This window comes from Synechococcus sp. WC101, assembly GCF_047461555.1.
GTDB lineage: Bacteria > Cyanobacteriota > Cyanobacteriia > Thermostichales > Thermostichaceae > Thermostichus.
In genome coordinates, this window is the sequence record NZ_JANSHG010000038.1 from 1 (window position 1) to 16,730 (window position 16,730).

Below are 16,730 nucleotides of genomic sequence, written 5' to 3' on the forward strand. Positions count from 1 at the left end.
TGCTCCCTACTTGTGGATAGTGGAACCAGAGCTAGCTGAGGAGGGCAAGGCTAATTTTCGGGAGAGCAGCTCTATCTACGATCGGCACATTCTCCTACGCAGTTGGCTGGCTCTAAGAGAGCGTTGCAACGTGCAACTGCCTGAAGAAATCGACGACCTAATCGAATCGGTATATGATTTGGAGATGCCTATCCCCGAAGCATTGGAAACCGTTCATGCTCAAGATTGGCGAGAGTCTTTGGAAAAGTACAAAGTTGAAGAAGAGGATGCTAAAAGATCTCGAGCTAATGAAGTAAAGATCCCACCGCCAAATGCTGATGTGAGGCCCGAACAGTTTACCTACCTAAAAAAAGAGGATGACGAAAGCACTATCGCTGCCGTTACCAGACTTGGGCAGCCTTCGGTGGCGACAATTTTCTTGCAACAAGGGAAGACCGGTTTAGTCTTTCCCGGCTCTCACGATCCAGTGGATCTAGAAACTGAGCCCAGCCTGCTGATGATTCGTAGGCTACTGGCCCACAGTGTTCGCATTGCTTCCCGCCAGGAGCTTGTAAAGGAGCTGCTGAGGCGGGAAAACCCCAAAACTTGGACATCTGCTTTGCTGCGTAACTGTCGCTACGTTGTTTTGAACGCCGAAGGCTGGGCTCAAGTTGGCAAATGGCGACTGCGGTTGGATCCTAACCTAGGGATCACCATCGAGAAGATGAACAGCTAACGTTAGGGAGGAGCTCATGGAAACTCAGTCCTTTAATCTCACCAAAGAAAAGTGGATCCCTGTACTCGATCCCGATTTTCGAATCCAAGAGTTGTCTTTAGTTGAGTTATTTAGAGAGTGGGAAAGCCTGAAAGAGATGCGAGGAGATAATCCGCCTACTACTTTAGCTCTCTACCGTTTTCTACTGGCAATAATGCACCGAGCCTATCTTGGACCAAAAGATACGGATCACTGGAAGGAAATCTTTCAAGACAATGGAAAGCGAGTTATTAAGTACTTGCAGGATAGGCAAGATTGTTTTGACCTATTCCATCCCACTCACCCCTTCATGCAGGATCCAGCTCTACCTATAGAAAAAGCTGTGCCTGTCCACTCCATCCATACCATGAGCACCTCTGAAGTATTCTTTCATGAACACGAATGGAGCGGCTACAGCATCTCCTTACCGGAAGCTGCTCGACTATTGGTGCGTCTACAGGGAGTTGACATCACTAGCCTAAGGGCATTTTATGTTGGGCAAGACAGCGGCAATCACTCTGCTGTAAACACTCCGACTATGAATGTTGCCAATGTCCTTTTGAAAGGGAGAACCTTAAAAGAGACGCTGATGCTGAACTTGATGCGGTATAGCCCAGAGGATGAGATGCCCAGTGTAGTAGCTGGAGAAGATGTACCCACCTGGGAAACCAAAGTTGGCTACACTGGCCAACCGAAAAAAGAGATCCCTGCGGGATACATCCACTATTTAACCTTTCCCTGGCGGCGGCTGCGGCTGTTTTCAGAAGCTGGGCGAGTGCAGCAATTGGCTATTACTATGGGCAACTCCCTACCCAACGGTGTAGAGGCCCGGCAGTGGGAATGTAGCGTTGCCTATAAAGAAGATAAACCAGTGCGTCTATCTTTACACAGACAGTTGTGGCGGGATGCGGACAGCTTTCTCCTGACGGCTAGCAAGCAAACCCGTCCTCGGATTGTGGACTGGCTAGCTGAGCTCAAGTCAGAAGAATTGGTCAATAATTTGGTTGTGTTTGAAGTGTTGGGTATGAGCGCCGACCAGGCTAAACCTTTAGGATGGAGCTCGGCTCGATTTTCAGTTCCAATGCAGTTTGTTACAGATTCGGAGTTGGCGCAGAGTTTAAAAAGCGCTATTGGAATTGCCGAGAACCATCAACAAATCTTTCGATCTTCTAAAGGTAGCCCCTACTTTTCTCTAGCAGAGGTTCTTAAAAACGGAGAGACTGAGAAGCTATCCAAAGCTTTAGATGGAGAGTCTCGCTACTGGGCAATTCTAGACCACGCTTTCTCAATGCTACTTCATGATTTACCCCAAGATAACCAACCTGGAGCTGATGGAATTATCTACTATGGACTTACCACTCTACCTGCCTGGACTAAGACTGTGCAAGATGCCGCTCGGCGAGCCTTCACCGAGTCCATTGAGTCTATTCGCAACTATCAGGCCAGAGCGGCTGCCTTGCGCACGCTGGAGAGAAAACTAGCAGAGCTTCGTGCGGATCCAAGGGAAAAGAAAGCTCAAAAACAAAAAGCAGCTAAGAAAAAGCAGAAGAAGGAGCAAGCTGTTGTCCAATAGGAGGCCAAGTTATGTCTACAACTCAAATCTCTTCCCATAATCGACTGGAACGGGCAAAAAAGTTCTTACAAGAAATCAAGGATCGCCTCAAAAACGACACCGGCGCCAAAGTTGCCTTCAAGCGAGCACTTTCCGGCGAGCACCACCACTTACGAAAAATTTACCCCTTTGTACTGCCCTATTTACAAGGGATCCCCGAACAAGAACAGGATATTTGGATCTTTGTGGCGTGTCTCTCCGTTTACCATGACCAAGATATGGAACCAGAGGTCAGTAACTTTGCGAAAAGCTGTCGGGAATTGCAAGACAGCACCGAATCTAAAGGCCCAGAACGAAGGTTTAGAGCTCTTCTAGAGACCGATCTTGACTACATCGAATATCCAATCATAGCTTTGGTAAAGCAAATGAAAAGTAAGAAGGATAGAAAGATTTCTGTTTACTACCCTCAGTTGATTGCTGACCTTTGCTTATGGAACCATCCCGATCAAGTTGTCCAGGATAGATGGGCTAAAACTTTTTGGCAGGTATCTTCCTCTGGATCTGCAAAGGCAGAAGAAACTGATGATGTAAGTTCTGAGGTTTCCGATGATCTCAGAGAGGATGTAGGCTGAGAGCACTTACCCCTGTTTGAGCTAACAAACTTGTTCCGATACTATACCCTTAGAGGAGAAACAGCCATGCGACTGGAAATTCATTTGATTCAAAGTTTCCCTCCTGCCAACCTAAACCGCGATGAAAATGGCATGCCTAAATCTACGATATTCGGCGGTCGTCCACGAGCGCGAATCTCTAGCCAGTGCCAGAAGCGGGCAGTGCGAAAATACTATCACCAATATGCTGAGCTAGACCCGGCTCACTTTGCCGCTCGCTCTCGCAACTGGCTCCCTGAGTTGAAATCTAAGCTTGTGAAGGCAGGGATCCCTGATGAGCAAGCTGGAATGGCCGCTCGGCTTGCCTTAGAGCAAGGGCTTAAGCTCAAGTTTAATGATAAAAATGAAGCCACCACCATTGTATTTTTGGGGAAGACGGAACTTGATGCAATTGCCGAAATCTTAATCAAAAACTGGTCTGCCATTGAATCCGGATTGCGAGAGGAAAAGCCCAAACTTCCCCAAAAAATAGCCAAGGCGATCGAAAAAGCTTTGGTTGATACAGGAAAACCCGGTGATGTAGCTTTGTTTGGTCGGATGATGGCCTCGCTACCCACAGTCAATGTCGATGCTGCTGTTCAGGTGGCCCATGCAATTAGTATCAATGCCCTACAACAAGAGTTCGACTTCTTTACAGCCGTAGACGACCTGGGCAGTAGTGAGGACACTGGAGCCGATCACATGGGCGAGACGGGGTACAACAGCTCTACATACTACCGCTTTGCTGTTCTCGACAAGAAACAGTTGGTTGAAAACCTAGGCGGAACTGAACATCTAGGATCCATCATCAAGGCTTTTGCTACGGCTTTCATTCATGCTGTGCCCAGTGGACATCAAAACGGATTTGCCGCTCACACTCGGCCAGCATTGGTGATGGCAGTAGTTCGGGAAGGGCAGCCTATTTCCTTAGTGGATGCCTTTGAAAATCCGGTTGCTCCCAGTGGAGGATTTAGCCTACTGGAAAATGCCGTTAAAGCTTTAGATGAGTATTGGGGATCACTGGTCAAGATGTATGGAGAAGCTGACGTGCAGTATAAAGGCGTTGTTGTCCTTGATAGGCTGGCTGCGAGACTCAATGTACTCAAGTCTAGCAAGAAAGATTCTGTAGAAGAGCTCTTAAAAAGTGCTCTCAAAGCCTTTGGCGTGGCCAGCAACGGCCAAGGAGCTTAGATCATGACTACGCTTCTCATGCGATTGCGGGCTCCGATGATGAGCTGGGGCGACCACAGCCAGTTTGATTATCGCGATAGCCGTCGTGAGCCTACAAAGTCGGCGGTGATCGGGATCCTCTGTGCGGCACTGGGTCGCCCTCGCTGGGAACCTGTTGATGATCTGGCTGTCCTGAAAATGGGGGTGCGAGTGAACAAGGAAGGGATCCTTTGTAAGGATTTCCACACAGTACAAATAAAAGAGACGATCAGCAATCGCTACTACGTAGCAGATGGGGATTACCTGGTGGGATTGGAAGGGGATCCTAATTTGCTGAGAACTTTGGATCAAGCTCTGCAAAAACCTTACTGGCAAGTGTTTCTGGGACGGAAAAGCTTTATTCCCAGCCGCCCTTTGCGAGTGGGGCTTGTGGAGCAGCCTTTGCTGGAAGCTTTGCGTCAGCACCCTTATGAGTGTTCTAGACGCGGGAAGCGTCCCTCCCAACTCCGCTTTGTTTTGGAGGTCTCTGAGAGTCTGGATGTGCGCCAAGATGTGCCTTTGAGCTGGCAGCCGCGGCGCTTCGGTTGCCGGGCTGTGGAGACGGAATACCATGAACTCCCGGAGGCGATATGTATCTTTCCCGGCTAATTCTAAACGAGCGACAGCTTCTGGTGCAGCGAGAGCTCAGTAATGCTCACGCTTTGCACCAGCGAATTATGCATGGTTTTCCCGATCAACCTACCAAAACCCCTCGCTCCGATTGGCATATTCTTTACCGTCAAGAACCTGATGGCTGCACCATCCTGGTGCAATCGGTCATTCAGCCGGATTGGTCTCGCTTGCCACAGGGTTATGTCCAAAGGGATCCAGAAGTCAAAATCTTCGACCTGAGGCCAGAAGTTCTAAGTAAGGGAAGATGCTTTCAGTTCCGACTCCGAGCAAATCCCAGCAAGCGAGATAAGAAGACCCGCAAGATTGTTGGCTTTTTTCGCTCTGAGGATCAACTGGAATGGCTCCGCCGCCAGGGCTGTCAGCATGGGTTTGAGGTGTTGGCTGCAGAAGGGATCCCATCGCCGCAAATATTTGGGATCAAAAAGGGGCTCTCCGGGCCAGTTCGTATCCACACCGTTTTGTTCCAGGGCATATTGCGGGTAACTGATTCTGAAGCTTTTGTTAAAGCAGTACAACAAGGAATTGGGCGAGGACGCTCCTACGGATGTGGACTTCTATCGCTCAGCAAGATCAGTTACTTTCCACGCTAGTTTTGCCTTTTAAGGGGGAGTGTCTTATGATCGCAAAGACAACTACGAAAAGTTTACGATCTATCCCGAAGGTTCGAGATAGCATAAGCTTTGTCTATGTAGAACGGTGCCGAATTGAGCAAGATGCGAAAGCTGTTGCCGTTTTGCAAGAAGATGGCAGATATATAATCCCTTGTGCCAGCTTGACCACTTTAATGCTAGGCCCTGGGACAGCAATTACTCACGCTGCCATCAAGAACTTGGCCGATGGGCTCTGCTCGGTCCAGTGGGTTGGCGAAGATGGGCTACGCTTCTATGCCAGTGGATCCCATCCTTCCAGCAGCGTGGAAAGGCTTTATCACCAGGCCAAACTATGGGCAGATCCCGTCCAGCACATGGAAGTGGTTCGGCGTATGTATTCATTTCGCTTTCCCGAACCTCTCAAAGAAGGGCTAACCCTTGAGCAGATTCGCGGACTGGAGGGGGTGCGAGTGCGAACTGTTTACAGCCGCCTTAGTAAAGAAACAGGGGTAAATTGGAAGGGACGCTCCTACAAGCTCAAGGAATGGGAGTGTGCTGATCCCGTTAATCGTGCTCTTTCTGTTGCCAATACTTGCCTCTACGCTGTTTGCCAGGCAGCGCTCAATGCCGTAGGCTATTCAACTGCGTTGGGGTTTATTCACATCGGCAAGCCCTTATCTTTTGTTTATGACGTTGCCGATCTCTACAAGACAGAGATCACCATCCCCGTTGCCTTCAAGGCTGCCGCTGAGTTGATGCCAAACTTTGAGTCGAGAACTAGGCAACTGTGTCGAGAAAAGTTTGTAGAGCATCGGTTGATGCAGAGAATCATAGACGATGTTGATGCCATCCTCGGCTTCAGAGCCACACAGGAGGAGTCAAGCCCTGTAGGATCTCTTTGGGATAACGAGAAGGGAGCTGTTGAGGGGGGAGTGAGCTACGGAGAAGAGTTGGATGAGGAAATGTCGGTCTGATGGTGGTCTTTATCTTAGAGAATGTCCCCGCAAGTTTGAGAGGAGACCTAAGTCGCTGGCTGTTTGAGATCAAGGCGGGGGTCTTTGTCGGTCGCGTCTCAGCCCTGGTTCGAGAAGAACTGTGGGCACGGGTGACCAGCAAAATCGGCGACGGCTTTGCACTGATGGTCTATTCCACCAACTCAGAGCAGGGATTCTCGGCCAGGAGCATCGGGGATCCCTCGCGGCAGCTAGTAGACATAGAAGGGGTGCTGCTGGTCAAAACCTACTAAAATCGGCAAAAATCGAAGGGTTGTCCCCACACCCGTGGGGGTGAACCGGATATGTTCGCGCTGGCTCGCAGCGAGGTAAGTCGTTGTCCCCACACCCGTGGGGGTGAACCGACGCGCGCTGCGTCCTGGGAACGGGGATCCGCCAGTTGTCCCCACACCCGTGGGGGTGAACCGGGCTGTTGCGGCTGTGATGGCTCCCCGTTGCTTCGTTGTCCCCACACCCGTGGGGGTGAACCGAACGAAGGGGATCCCGTGGGGGATCCCCTGTTGGTTGTCCCCACACCCGTGGGGGTGAACCTCCTTGTCGCGCACTGGGGCTAACCTGGTGTACGTTGTCCCCACACCCGTGGGGGTGAACCGTGTTGGACGGGGAAATGACGCCCGTCCATCGGCGTTGTCCCCACACCCGTGGGGGTGAACCAGGCTCCACTAGTCTGCGGTGGCGATGGGGACGGGTTGTCCCCACACCCGTGGGGGTGAACCGCACTCTACCGGCAAAGCAAGGACTGAGCACGCGTTGTCCCCACACCCGTGGGGGTGAACCGGCCACTCGGAACTGCCGCCAGCTAGGGTCAGTTCGTTGTCCCCACACCCGTGGGGGTGAACCGGGTAGCTGGAGGGCGTTGAACATCAGGCTCGTCTGTTGTCCCCACACCCGTGGGGGTGAACCGCCCCGCCACCCAAGTCAGCTCCTGCGCTACCTTCGTTGTCCCCACACCCGTGGGGGTGAACCGTGGGCGGGAGGGAAGCGGTGGCTGGTGCCCTATCGTTGTCCCCACACCCGTGGGGGTGAACCGGGACGTTGAACTCGCCTTTGCGGTTGAAGCGGCGTTGTCCCCACACCCGTGGGGGTGAACCAATCTATGAGCCCCCTGGTAGTTCTCCTGCTGTACGTTGTCCCCACATCTGTGGGAGTAGCCGGCTAGACAATTAAGACAATCTCACATCTACCGGGATCCCTTGCCTAGGTGGGCGACACTGGGGCTAGGTCGCAGAAGCGCGATATCTAAGGAGGGAAGTATGAGCAGGAGCTTGCTGGAGCAGTTGCGAGAGATGACGGTGGTGGTGGCCGACACGGGGGATATCAACGCCATCGAGACCTTTAAGCCGCAGGATGCCACCACCAATCCCTCTTTGATTACAGCAGCCGCCCAAATGCCCCAGTACCAGGGCATTGTCGATGAGACCTTGCTCAAGGCCCGCCAAGACCTGGGATCCAAAGCCGACACCAAAGCCGTGGTGGCCCACGCCATCGACCAACTGGCGGTGGCCTTTGGCGTGCGCATTTTGTCCATCATCCCCGGTCGGGTTTCGACGGAGGTGGACGCCCGGCTCTCCTACGACACAGCAGCCACCGTGGCCAAGGCCCGCCATCTCATCGAGCTCTACAAGGCGGCAGGGGCGGATCCCAAGCGGGTGCTCATTAAGATTGCGGCTACTTGGGAAGGGATCCGCGCCGCCGAGATCCTGGAAAAAGAAGGGATCCACTGCAACCTGACTTTGATGTTTGGCCTGCACCAGGCCATTGCCTGCGCCGAAGCGGGGGTAACCCTCATCTCGCCCTTTGTGGGCCGCATCCTGGATTGGTACAAAAAACACACAGGCCGGGAGAGCTACCCGCCCGCCGAAGATCCAGGCGTGCAGTCGGTAACCCAGATCTACAACTATCTGCGCAAATACGATTACCCAACGGAAGTGATGGGGGCCAGCTTCCGCAACATTGGCGAGATCATCGAGCTGGCCGGCTGCGATCTCCTAACCATCTCGCCGGCTTTGTTGGCGGAGCTGCAAAACACCGAGGGCCACCTGGAGCGCAAGCTGGATCCGGAAAAAGCTAAGAAAATGGATATTCCCCGCCTGGTGATGGATCGGGCCACCTTCGACCAGATGCACCGGGAAAACCGCATGGCCTCGGAAAAACTAGAAGAAGGGATCCAGGGCTTCTCCAAGGCGCTGGAGGTGCTGGAAAAACTGCTCACCGAGCGGCTGCAGAAGCTGGAGGGCGCCAAGGAAACGATTACCCACGCCGCCCAGGATGTCTTCCGCATCTACGACCTGGATGGGGATGGCTTCATCACCCGCGAGGAGTGGATGGGAGCAGATCGCGTCTTCGATGCCCTCGACACTAACCAAGATGGCAAAATTACTCCCGAAGAAATGCTGGTCGGACTGGGGGCAGCCGTTTATCTGAGAAATTAGCCAGGCAAGCAAGCCCTATGGGCGAGAGCTTTCGCCGCTTTGGAGACGCAGTAGCCGCCCTGGAGGCCCAGGCCCGCCGCTGGATTGCCCAGTATCTGCAGGGGATCCCTTACGATCCGCCGCCGGGGCCGGCGGCCAGACAAGTGCTGCACTGGATCGAGACCGACTTGCTCCCTCGGCTGCAGCAAACCCCCCAGGAGCTGAGGCATCTCCTGCACGGGCTCAACGGCGGCTATGTGCCCAGCGGCCCTTCCGGTGCCCCCACCCGGGGCCGGGTGGAGGTGTTGCCCACCGGGCGCAACTTCTACTCGGTGGATATCCGCGCCATCCCTACCCCCACCGCCTGGCAGGTTGGCTCGCTGGCTGCCGAGCGGCTGGTGGAGCGCTACGTGCAAGAGCAGGGGGAATATCCCCGCCACCTGGGCCTATCCGTTTGGGGCACCTCTACCCTGCGCACCGGCGGCGACGACTGGGCCGAGGCGCTGGCGCTCTTGGGAGTCAGGCCCCGCTGGGAGGGGGGACGGGTGGTGGATATTGAGATTTTGCCCGTGGCGGTTTTGGGCCGGCCCCGCGTGGATGTAACCCTGCGCATTTCTGGGTTCTTTCGCGATGCTTTTCCCAACCTGATTGCCCTCTTCGACCGCGCCGTGCAGGCCGTGGCCGCCCTGGAGGAGCCGGAAAGCGACAACCCCCTGCGGGCCCAGGTGCTGGCCGATACCCAGTACTGGCAGGAGCAAGGGATCCCGCCTTCAGAAGCGGCAAAGCAAGCGCGGCTGCGCATCTTTGGCTCCAAGCCGGGGGCCTACGGAGCCGGCCTGCAGGGGCTGATCGAGGCGCAAAACTGGGAAACGGAAGCGGATCTGGCCCGCGCCTACCTCAACTGGAGCAGCTACGCCTACCGGGCCGAGGGCGAAGGAGAGCCGGCCCCCGCAGCCCTGCGGCGGCAACTGGCCCGCCTGCAAATTGTCCTGCACAACCAAGACAACCGCGAGCACGATCTCCTTGACTCGGACGACTACTACCAGTTTCAGGGAGGCATGGTGGCAGCGGTGCGGGCGCTCCAGGGCCGCAACCCCCAGATCTACTTCGGGGATCACGCCCGTCCCCACAACCCCAAGATCCGCACCCTGGCCGAAGAAATCGACCGCGTCTACCGCGCCCGCGTCGTCAACCCCAAGTGGATTGCCGGCGTGATGCGCCACGGCTACAAAGGCGCCTTCGAGATGGCCGCCACTCTGGACTACCTCTTCGCCTACGACGTCACCACCCACGCCGTGCCGGACTTTATGTACGCTGGCCTGGCCCGCGCCTACTTGCTGGATCCCCGGGTGCAGCAGTTTTTGCGCAACCACAACCCTTGGGCGCTGCGGGACATGAGCGAGCGGCTGCTGGAAGCCCACCAGCGGGGCTACTGGCAAGAGCAGGCGCCGGAGCTGGTGCCCCACCTAGAAGCCCTGATGCTGGAGACGGAAGCCCGCCTGGAGGCTACCCAGGGATCCCTGGCGGGGGAAGGTTAAGTTCGGCTAAGATGCTCTCAGCAAACCAGACGCGGAGGGATCCCGATCCATGAGCAAAGCCAAGCTGTTGCGAGAGATTCTGGGGCCCCTGCTGGAAGATTACCGCTACTGGTTTGAGCGCTCTCGTCGCTTTTTGCAAGAAGAAACTTTAGAATTCATCAGCCCAGAGGCGCAGCAGGCCCTCCTGGAGCGGGTTTTGGCTGCCCAAGCGGAGCTCCAGGCAGCGGAAGCCCTCTATCAGTTGTCGGATAATGAAGTTGGCGTTGACCCGGCCCTGATGGCAAAATGGCATCGCCTGCTGATGGAGTGCGCCGAGCTGGGCCGTCGCTTTCGCCAAATTCACCCCTCCTCCGACTCATCTGACCCGTGATGCTGCAGATCCTCTACCTCATCGCTTTTGTGGCCATTGCCTTTGTAGCCCTGCGCAACCTGGTGGCCAACGTGGTTACTCTGAGCAAAGAAGAGCGCAAGGCCTCGCCACGTCGAGGCCGCCGGCAGGTGCCCCACCCAGAGCTGTTGGATGAAGAAGGCAACCTGACGGAAGAGCCCTTGCTGGTCATTCGCTCGGCCAGCTTGGAAGAGGCCCGCAGCCGCCTGGAGGATCTCTACTCTGGCTCTCCCGACGAGGACTAAAAAAGGGAGTTCAAGAGCGGCGCAGGAGCTCCCCCTTTCTCGGTGTCGGCCCGAGTCAGGTGTGGGGGTGAGCAGCCTTTCCTGGATGAAGTTGCAGTAAAACATTTGGCGCCGAGAACTATCCCCAACTCCCCTCTCCCTCAGGGAGAGGGGCCAGGGGTGAGGGCAGCGGCGCGGGGCGCTTGGGTAGGCAGCAAGGTATCTTAATCTTGTCTGAGACAACTGCAGTCAATCTGGTTCTTCACCCAGTGGCCTCTGGAGCTGGCCTGCAGCGTTTGCGCAAACGTCACCAATGGGATCCGATTCCAGTTCCGATTTCGAGGTGGCAGCCGTCCTGGAGGCGGTGCTGAGCAAGCTGAAGGTTTTGGCGGAGACGGGACAGACCTTTGGCCAGCCGATTACCATTGGCGACACAACGATTGTCCCCTACGTGTCGCTCTACTTTGGCGTTGGGGGAGGAGGGGGCCATTTTGGCAAAACGGCCAGCGGCTTTCGCAGCAACGGACGGGATCCGGCCAGCCTGTTTGGCGGAGCGGGGGGCGGGGTGCGCATCGAGCCGGTGGGCTTTTTGGTGATCCGGGGGGAGCGGGTGGAGCTGCTAACCACGGCCCAAAAGCCCAGCCAGTGGAGCCAGCTTGGCGAGACTATAGTTCCCCTGCTGCAGCAGTGGTTGCAAAGCCGGGCCGACAACTCCTCATCCTCAAATGACCAGCCAAATGACTAGCCGCGAATGAAGAGGCGGGATCCCTGGGGGGAGGGCTGCACGTCGATGCGGTGGGGAAAGGCCTCTTGCAGGCTGGGGATGTGGGTGATCACCAGGATGCAGGCAAAGTCGGAGGCAATGGCGTTGATGGCCGCCAGCAACTGGGCCCGCCCGGTGGCGTCCTGGGATCCAAACCCCTCGTCGATGATCAACGTTTGCAGGTCGGATCCCGAGCGCTGGGTAAGCAGGCGGGAAAGAGCCAGGCGGATGGCGAAGTTGATGCGGAAAGCCTCTCCCCCAGAGTAGGTCTCGTAGGGACGGGTGCCGCGGGGATCGGCGATGAGGATGTCGAGGGTCTCGATCAGCTTCTCCGAGCGCCGCCCCGAGCGCTGGGTTACAAAGCGCAGATGGAGGCGGTGTTGGGTGAGGCGGCCCAGGATCTGGTTGGCCTGGGCCTCTAGCTCTGGCAGGACATTTTCGATGATCAGGGCGGGAATGCCGTTGCGGCCGTAGGCGTTGGCCAGCTCCTGGTACACCTGCTGCTGGCGGCGGGCCTGCTGCAGTTGTCGCTCCAGCTCCGTCCGCTCCGCCTGCTGTTCAAGAGCCTGCTGCAGCCGCTGTCGGGCCGCCCCGATTTGAGAAAGCACCAGATCCAGCTCTTGCCGGTTCTCCTGCAGAGCTTGGCGGATCCCTTCTAGATGAGCCGGGGAAACATCGGGGTGCTCGGCCAGTTGTCGCTGCAGCGCTTCCAGCTCTTGGGCAGCCTGGGCAAAGTGTTGCCGGCTTTCCTGCAGGCGTTGGGACAGGGCCTGGCTGCGGGCTGTGGCTTCCGGCAGCTCCTGGCGGGCCATCTGGAGGGCTTGCAGGCGGGCCGGCCACAGTTGCGCCTGGGCCAGTTCTGCTTTTACCTGCTGGTGCAGGGATCCGTCGTAGCCGACCTGGTGCAGCGCCTGCTCGATCTGGGCCAGGCGTTCTGCCAGCGGCGAGTCAGGGGATCCCGCCTGTTGCAGGGCCTCCAGTTGCGCTTGCAGGGAGGCGATTTGCTCGCCTAGGCGGGCGCGGCGCTCCTGGGCTTTGCGCAGCTCGTGGGAGCGGCCCAGGGCCCAGCGCCAGCGCTCCACCTCTCCCCGTTGCAAGGCATGTTCCCGCTCGTCATAGCCCAGCTGCTGCAGGGCCTGTTGGATCTGGGCAAGCTGCTGCCGCGCCTCTTGGGCATAAGCTTCTTGGCTGAGGATCTGCTCCAGTTCTGCGGCTTCTGCCCGCCGCGCCTCCAGTTGCCGCTGCCGCTCCTGCTCAGCCTCCCACTGCTGTTGCAGGCGCCCCTGAAGGTGCAGGCGCTCGTCCCAGGTGGCCAACTCTTGGCCAAGACGCTGGGCTTCTTCCTGCAGCAGCCCGATCTCCCGGTCGGCCACCGCCAATTGCTCGCGGATTACAAACAGCTCGCCAGCAATTTCCTCTTGCCGCTGGCGGTGTTTCTTCAGCACCACTGCCCTCAAGGACGGGCTGAGCGGACGGGCACAGAGAGGGCAAACCCAAATTGGGGCGGTCGGCACTTTGGTGGGCGGTGCTGGCATGGACTCGGCAGGCTGCTCTGAGAAGAGGGGGTCTGCGGTTACTTCGGATCCCGGTTCTGCAGCTCCCTCGGCAATGGCCTTCGCCCCCGTCAAAGCATGGGTGGGACGGCACCGGCCAGAGTCTGGATCCGAAGGGCCCAAGTGATCCGGGCGATCCAGATCTTCTAGCTCTGCAGGATCCAAGCGCTCGGCGTGGAGGGACTCCGCTCCGCTATCGCCAACAGGAAACTCTTCCCAAGGAGCCTCTAGCAGGCGGCAGCGTTCCTCCTCCTGTTGCCACTGGTGCTGGAGAACCCGCTGCCGCTCCTGCAGCTTCTGCACAAAGAGGCGGCGCTCCTGGATTTTTTCCAACACCTGCTGCTGGTAGAGGCGCTGCCGCTCTAGCTCGGCCAGGGCTGCAGCGCTGGCGGCAATTTTCTGGGCCAGGTGCTGCTGCTGTTGGGCCAGGGTTTCCTGGCTTTGCAGGTGCTCCTGGAGGAACTGGAGGCGGGCTTGCAGACGTTCTCCCTCGCGGCGGATCTCCTCCTCCCAGTGCCGTTGTTGCTCCAGGAGGGCAGCGGCTTGGGCCTGGGCCTCGTTTAAGCTTTGCAGGCGCTCCTGGGCTTGCCGGTAGTGGTGGAGGGCGTTTTCGATGCGCTCTCGTTCGGCCAGCACCTGGGCATCGGCCTGGGCTTGGGCCTGGCAGGCGGCCAATTCCTGTTGCAGCCGCTGCATTCTGCGCAGTTGCTGCTGTTGTTGCTCGGCCTGTTGGGCCTGCAGCTTTTGGCGTTCTTGGAGCAGGTATTGCTGTTGCTCGAAGAGGTGGTGAAGATGGCGATCCTGGGCCATCAGGGTTTGATAGCGTTCGTAGCCCGCCAGGATCTCCTCGCTTTGGGCAATCAGCTCTTGCAACTGGAGCAGGTGCTGTCGTTGAGCTCGCCACTGCTGTTCGGTGTGGTGCAGGTTGACGCTGAGCTTGTTCAGGTGCTGGGCAAGCTGCTGGTGGCGCTCCTCCAGGGTGTGGCGATGTTCATAGGCGCGTTCTAGGGCCTGTAATTCCTGCTGCTGTTGGGCCAGGAGCTGTTGCAGATGGATTTGCCGCTGTTGAAGCTGCTCCAGTTCGGCTTGCATCTGCTCGATAGAGACCTGGTGTTGATCCAGCTTGTGCAGGCGCTCTTGGAGCAGGTCGGCTTTGAGCTTGGCGCTGCGGGCCTGTTCGCGGCAACGCTCCGCCAGCAGATCGTACTGCCCCAGCTTGAGCATGTCGGCCAAGATCTGCTTGCGCTCGCCGGGACGCTTCAGGGTAAAGGCATCGGCCTGCCCCTGCCGCAGGTAGGCCGAGTGAACAAAGGTATCGTAGTCGAGGCCGAGCTGATTTTGGATGGCCTGTTGGGTGGCACGCAGGCCGCGGCGGGTGAGGCTGCGCCAACGGGCTTGGCCGTCGCTTTCTCCAGTTTGAATTTGCCACTCCAGGGATCCTTCCCCCGCGAGGTGGCGACTGCGCAGGACGCGGTAGGTTTGCCCCCGCGAGCGGTAGACCACCTCCACCCAGGTTTCGCTGGCCCCCTTGCGGATGAGATCGCTGTCGTTGCTGGCCCGGCTCTGTCCCCAGAGGCCCCAGGTAAGGGCGTCGAGCAAAGCCGATTTGCCCGCCCCGTTGGGGCCGCAAATGCAAGCGGTGTGGATCCCGCGCAGATCCAAAACCGCCTGAGAGTAGCAGAGAAAATTGTGTAAGGTCAGGCGAACTGGGATCACAAGGGCGGCTCTGGTCGCTGCAAAGCAATGGCGATGAGCCATTTGCTCCAGTTTATGAAGTTATTGGCTAGATCCCAAGTTTTGCCACAGCCAGAAAACGGTTGTCCCACCGCCCTGAGCCCACCAGGGAAACTGGCACTGCTGCTGAGGCGGAGCAACCCGAAGGAGCAAGTGCGGTTGCGGAACCAGTAACTAAGAGTTCCTAGGCTTACTGCTGGGCCGGAGCAAGCTATAGCTAGGGGGAGTACGTCCATCTGCCCTCCTCGCCAGCCGGGATCCCGGGAGACAGCCATCCAGAACCTAGTTGGCCCACTGCGGAGCGAGGGGGATGTTAGAACGGGGAAGGCGGAACACCAGATGGCGGAGTGATGGAGCTATGAAGGAAGACTGGGCAAAACGGTTGCGCAACAGTTTAGTTGCCGTGGTGGCCGTGCTCCTGGCGGCAGGCTTGTTTTTAGCCAATCAAGCTCGTCAGGCTGGCACCAGCTTGGCTGACTTGGCTGCAGAGGCAGTGTCCTGGGAGGAAGCGCAGGCCAACGGCAAGCCTTCTCTGGTGGAGTTTTACGCCGATTGGTGCACCACCTGCCGAGCGATGGCACCTCTCCTGGCCAGCCTGAAGAAAGAATTTGCCGATCAGGTGAACTTCGTCATGCTGAACGTGGACAACCCCAAGTGGCTGCCGGAGTTGAGCCGCTACCGGGTGAACGGGATCCCTCACTTTCTCTTTTTGGATGGTCAAGGGGAAGTGCTGGGATTTGCCATCGGAGAGCAGCCTGCCGCCATTTTGCGGGGCAATGTGTTGGCTCTGGCAACTGGGCAGCCCCTGCAGTTGACCAATGCCGGACAGGTGTCTGAGTTGGATCGGGGCAGGCCTGTCCTCCCGCATCAGGCGGATCCGCGCAGCCATGGATAGAGACCTAGGAGCTCCCAGTTGTCGGGCTTGAGGCTCCCAACTGTCCCTCTAAGCCGCCCACTGGTCTTGCCAGTTAACCGCTCCCTGAGTTGCGCCCGCCCCCCTCTCCCACGCCGCTGAGGACGGATGTTCTCCACCGGGAAAACCAGCGCCTACCTCTTCCAGGTGGGGGAGTCCCCGCGGTTGAGGATCGCCAAGCAGCGACTGTCTCGGCAGCGTCGAGGTAAGGCCAAACTTCTTCGGTTAGGCTTGGGCAGCCTGCAGCCGCAGGTGCTGAACTAGAGCCTGTAGGCCCAATAGGTAGCTGTGGGCTCCAAATCCACTGATTTGGCCGATGGCTACAGCAGCAATGTAGGAGTGTTGCCGGAAAGGTTCGCGGCGATAGATATTGCTCAGGTGAACTTCCACCGTGGGCAGCCCTACGGCAGCAATGGCATCCCGCAGAGCGATGCTGGTGTGGGTGTAGGCGCCAGGGTTGATGAGGATGCCGGAGTGCTGCTGGCGAGCCCGGTGAATGGCATCGACCAACACCCCCTCATGGTTAGACTGCAGGATCTCCAGCTTTGCCCCAAGAACTTCTGCCTGCTGGTGGAGCGCCTGATCGATCTGTTCTAAGGACACCGAGCCGTAGATGCCTACTTCTCGCACCCCCAGCAAGTTGAGGTTGGGGCCGTGCAGAACCAGAAGGCTTAGGAGCTCGCCAGCGGAAGCAATGGCAGTCGGATTAACGACGACGATGGGATCCATTTTCTACGGGAATGGGAGCAGGTTGGGGCTGAGGACTTCCCAGAAGAGTATCAATCACACGTTCCACCCATTCGCGGATCTTTTCGAGAACTTTTTC

General features: G+C 57.3%; 14 protein-coding genes, 2 pseudogenes and 1 CRISPR repeat array. Of the genes and pseudogenes, 14 read left to right on the top strand and 2 right to left on the bottom strand.

Features of this window, described 5'->3' with window-relative positions; all coding sequences use genetic code 11:
- From NW809_RS04225 to NW809_RS04285, 13 genes and pseudogenes are all read left to right on the top strand, one after another.
- Positions 1–715, top strand: a pseudogene (locus NW809_RS04225) (CRISPR-associated helicase/endonuclease Cas3); the annotation flags it as partial.
- A 16-nt stretch (positions 716–731) separates the two neighbouring features.
- Positions 732–2,306 (top strand): type I-E CRISPR-associated protein Cse1/CasA, encoded by a 1,575-nt coding sequence (casA, locus tag NW809_RS04230; RefSeq protein ID WP_011429628.1) that lies wholly within the window; start codon positions 732–734, stop codon positions 2,304–2,306.
- An 11-nt stretch (positions 2,307–2,317) separates the two neighbouring features.
- Positions 2,318–2,917, top strand: coding sequence for a type I-E CRISPR-associated protein Cse2/CasB (gene casB, locus NW809_RS04235; RefSeq protein WP_414347494.1), 600 nt, complete (start codon positions 2,318–2,320; stop codon positions 2,915–2,917).
- 66 nt (positions 2,918–2,983) lie between these two features.
- Complete coding sequence (cas7e, locus tag NW809_RS04240) at positions 2,984–4,126, top strand: type I-E CRISPR-associated protein Cas7/Cse4/CasC (protein ID WP_011429626.1); 1,143 nt, start codon at positions 2,984–2,986, stop codon at positions 4,124–4,126.
- A 3-nt stretch (positions 4,127–4,129) separates the two neighbouring features.
- Positions 4,130–4,753, top strand: coding sequence for a type I-E CRISPR-associated protein Cas5/CasD (gene cas5e / locus NW809_RS04245; protein ID WP_414401596.1), 624 nt, complete (start codon positions 4,130–4,132; stop codon positions 4,751–4,753).
- Entirely contained in the window at positions 4,735–5,367 is a 633-nt protein-coding gene (gene cas6e, locus NW809_RS04250; RefSeq protein ID WP_414401597.1) for a type I-E CRISPR-associated protein Cas6/Cse3/CasE, read from the top strand. Before cas5e ends, cas6e begins: the two co-directional genes overlap by 19 nt.
- A gap of 26 nt (positions 5,368–5,393) precedes the next feature.
- Complete coding sequence (gene cas1e, locus NW809_RS04255) at positions 5,394–6,341, top strand: type I-E CRISPR-associated endonuclease Cas1e (RefSeq protein WP_414346869.1); 948 nt, start codon at positions 5,394–5,396, stop codon at positions 6,339–6,341.
- On the top strand, positions 6,341–6,613 hold the full coding sequence (gene cas2e, locus NW809_RS04260; protein WP_414401598.1) for a type I-E CRISPR-associated endoribonuclease Cas2e: 273 nt from the start codon (positions 6,341–6,343) through the stop codon (positions 6,611–6,613). Before cas1e ends, cas2e begins: the two co-directional genes overlap by 1 nt.
- 19 nt (positions 6,614–6,632) lie before the next feature.
- Positions 6,633–7,472: a CRISPR direct-repeat array (repeat unit 29 nt; unit sequence GTTGTCCCCACACCCGTGGGGGTGAACCG).
- A gap of 161 nt (positions 7,473–7,633) precedes the next feature.
- Positions 7,634–8,812, top strand: coding sequence for a transaldolase (locus tag NW809_RS04265; protein WP_011429619.1), 1,179 nt, complete (start codon positions 7,634–7,636; stop codon positions 8,810–8,812).
- A 26-nt stretch (positions 8,813–8,838) separates the two neighbouring features.
- A pseudogene (locus NW809_RS04270) lies at positions 8,839–10,329 on the top strand (cobaltochelatase subunit CobN); the annotation flags it as partial.
- A gap of 49 nt (positions 10,330–10,378) precedes the next feature.
- Complete coding sequence (locus NW809_RS04275) at positions 10,379–10,699, top strand: DUF2605 domain-containing protein (RefSeq protein WP_011429617.1); 321 nt, start codon at positions 10,379–10,381, stop codon at positions 10,697–10,699.
- On the top strand, positions 10,699–10,962 hold the full coding sequence (locus tag NW809_RS04280; protein WP_041438126.1) for a DUF2973 domain-containing protein: 264 nt from the start codon (positions 10,699–10,701) through the stop codon (positions 10,960–10,962). Before NW809_RS04275 ends, NW809_RS04280 begins: the two co-directional genes overlap by 1 nt.
- Positions 10,963–11,254: 292 nt before the next feature.
- Positions 11,255–11,686 carry a GerW family sporulation protein gene (locus NW809_RS04285; RefSeq protein ID WP_011429615.1) on the top strand — a complete coding sequence of 144 codons (432 nt, stop codon included), beginning with the start codon at positions 11,255–11,257 and terminating at the stop codon, positions 11,684–11,686.
- On the opposite strand, the gene NW809_RS04290 is transcribed toward NW809_RS04285, so the two are convergent.
- Positions 11,683–14,973 (bottom strand): AAA family ATPase, encoded by a 3,291-nt coding sequence (locus NW809_RS04290; RefSeq protein WP_414401599.1) that lies wholly within the window; start codon positions 14,971–14,973, stop codon positions 11,683–11,685. The two genes, NW809_RS04285 and NW809_RS04290, sit on opposite strands and share 4 nt — an antisense overlap.
- A gap of 376 nt (positions 14,974–15,349) precedes the next feature.
- Between NW809_RS04290 and NW809_RS04295 the strand changes: the two genes are divergently transcribed.
- On the top strand, positions 15,350–15,886 hold the full coding sequence (locus tag NW809_RS04295; RefSeq protein ID WP_011429613.1) for a thioredoxin domain-containing protein: 537 nt from the start codon (positions 15,350–15,352) through the stop codon (positions 15,884–15,886).
- Between the two features lie 243 nt (positions 15,887–16,129).
- Here the strand turns inward: NW809_RS04295 and aroQ are convergent, their stop codons facing one another.
- Positions 16,130–16,633 carry a type II 3-dehydroquinate dehydratase gene (gene aroQ, locus NW809_RS04300; protein ID WP_414401600.1) on the bottom strand — a complete coding sequence of 168 codons (504 nt, stop codon included), beginning with the start codon at positions 16,631–16,633 and terminating at the stop codon, positions 16,130–16,132.
- Positions 16,634–16,730 lie beyond the last annotated feature (97 nt).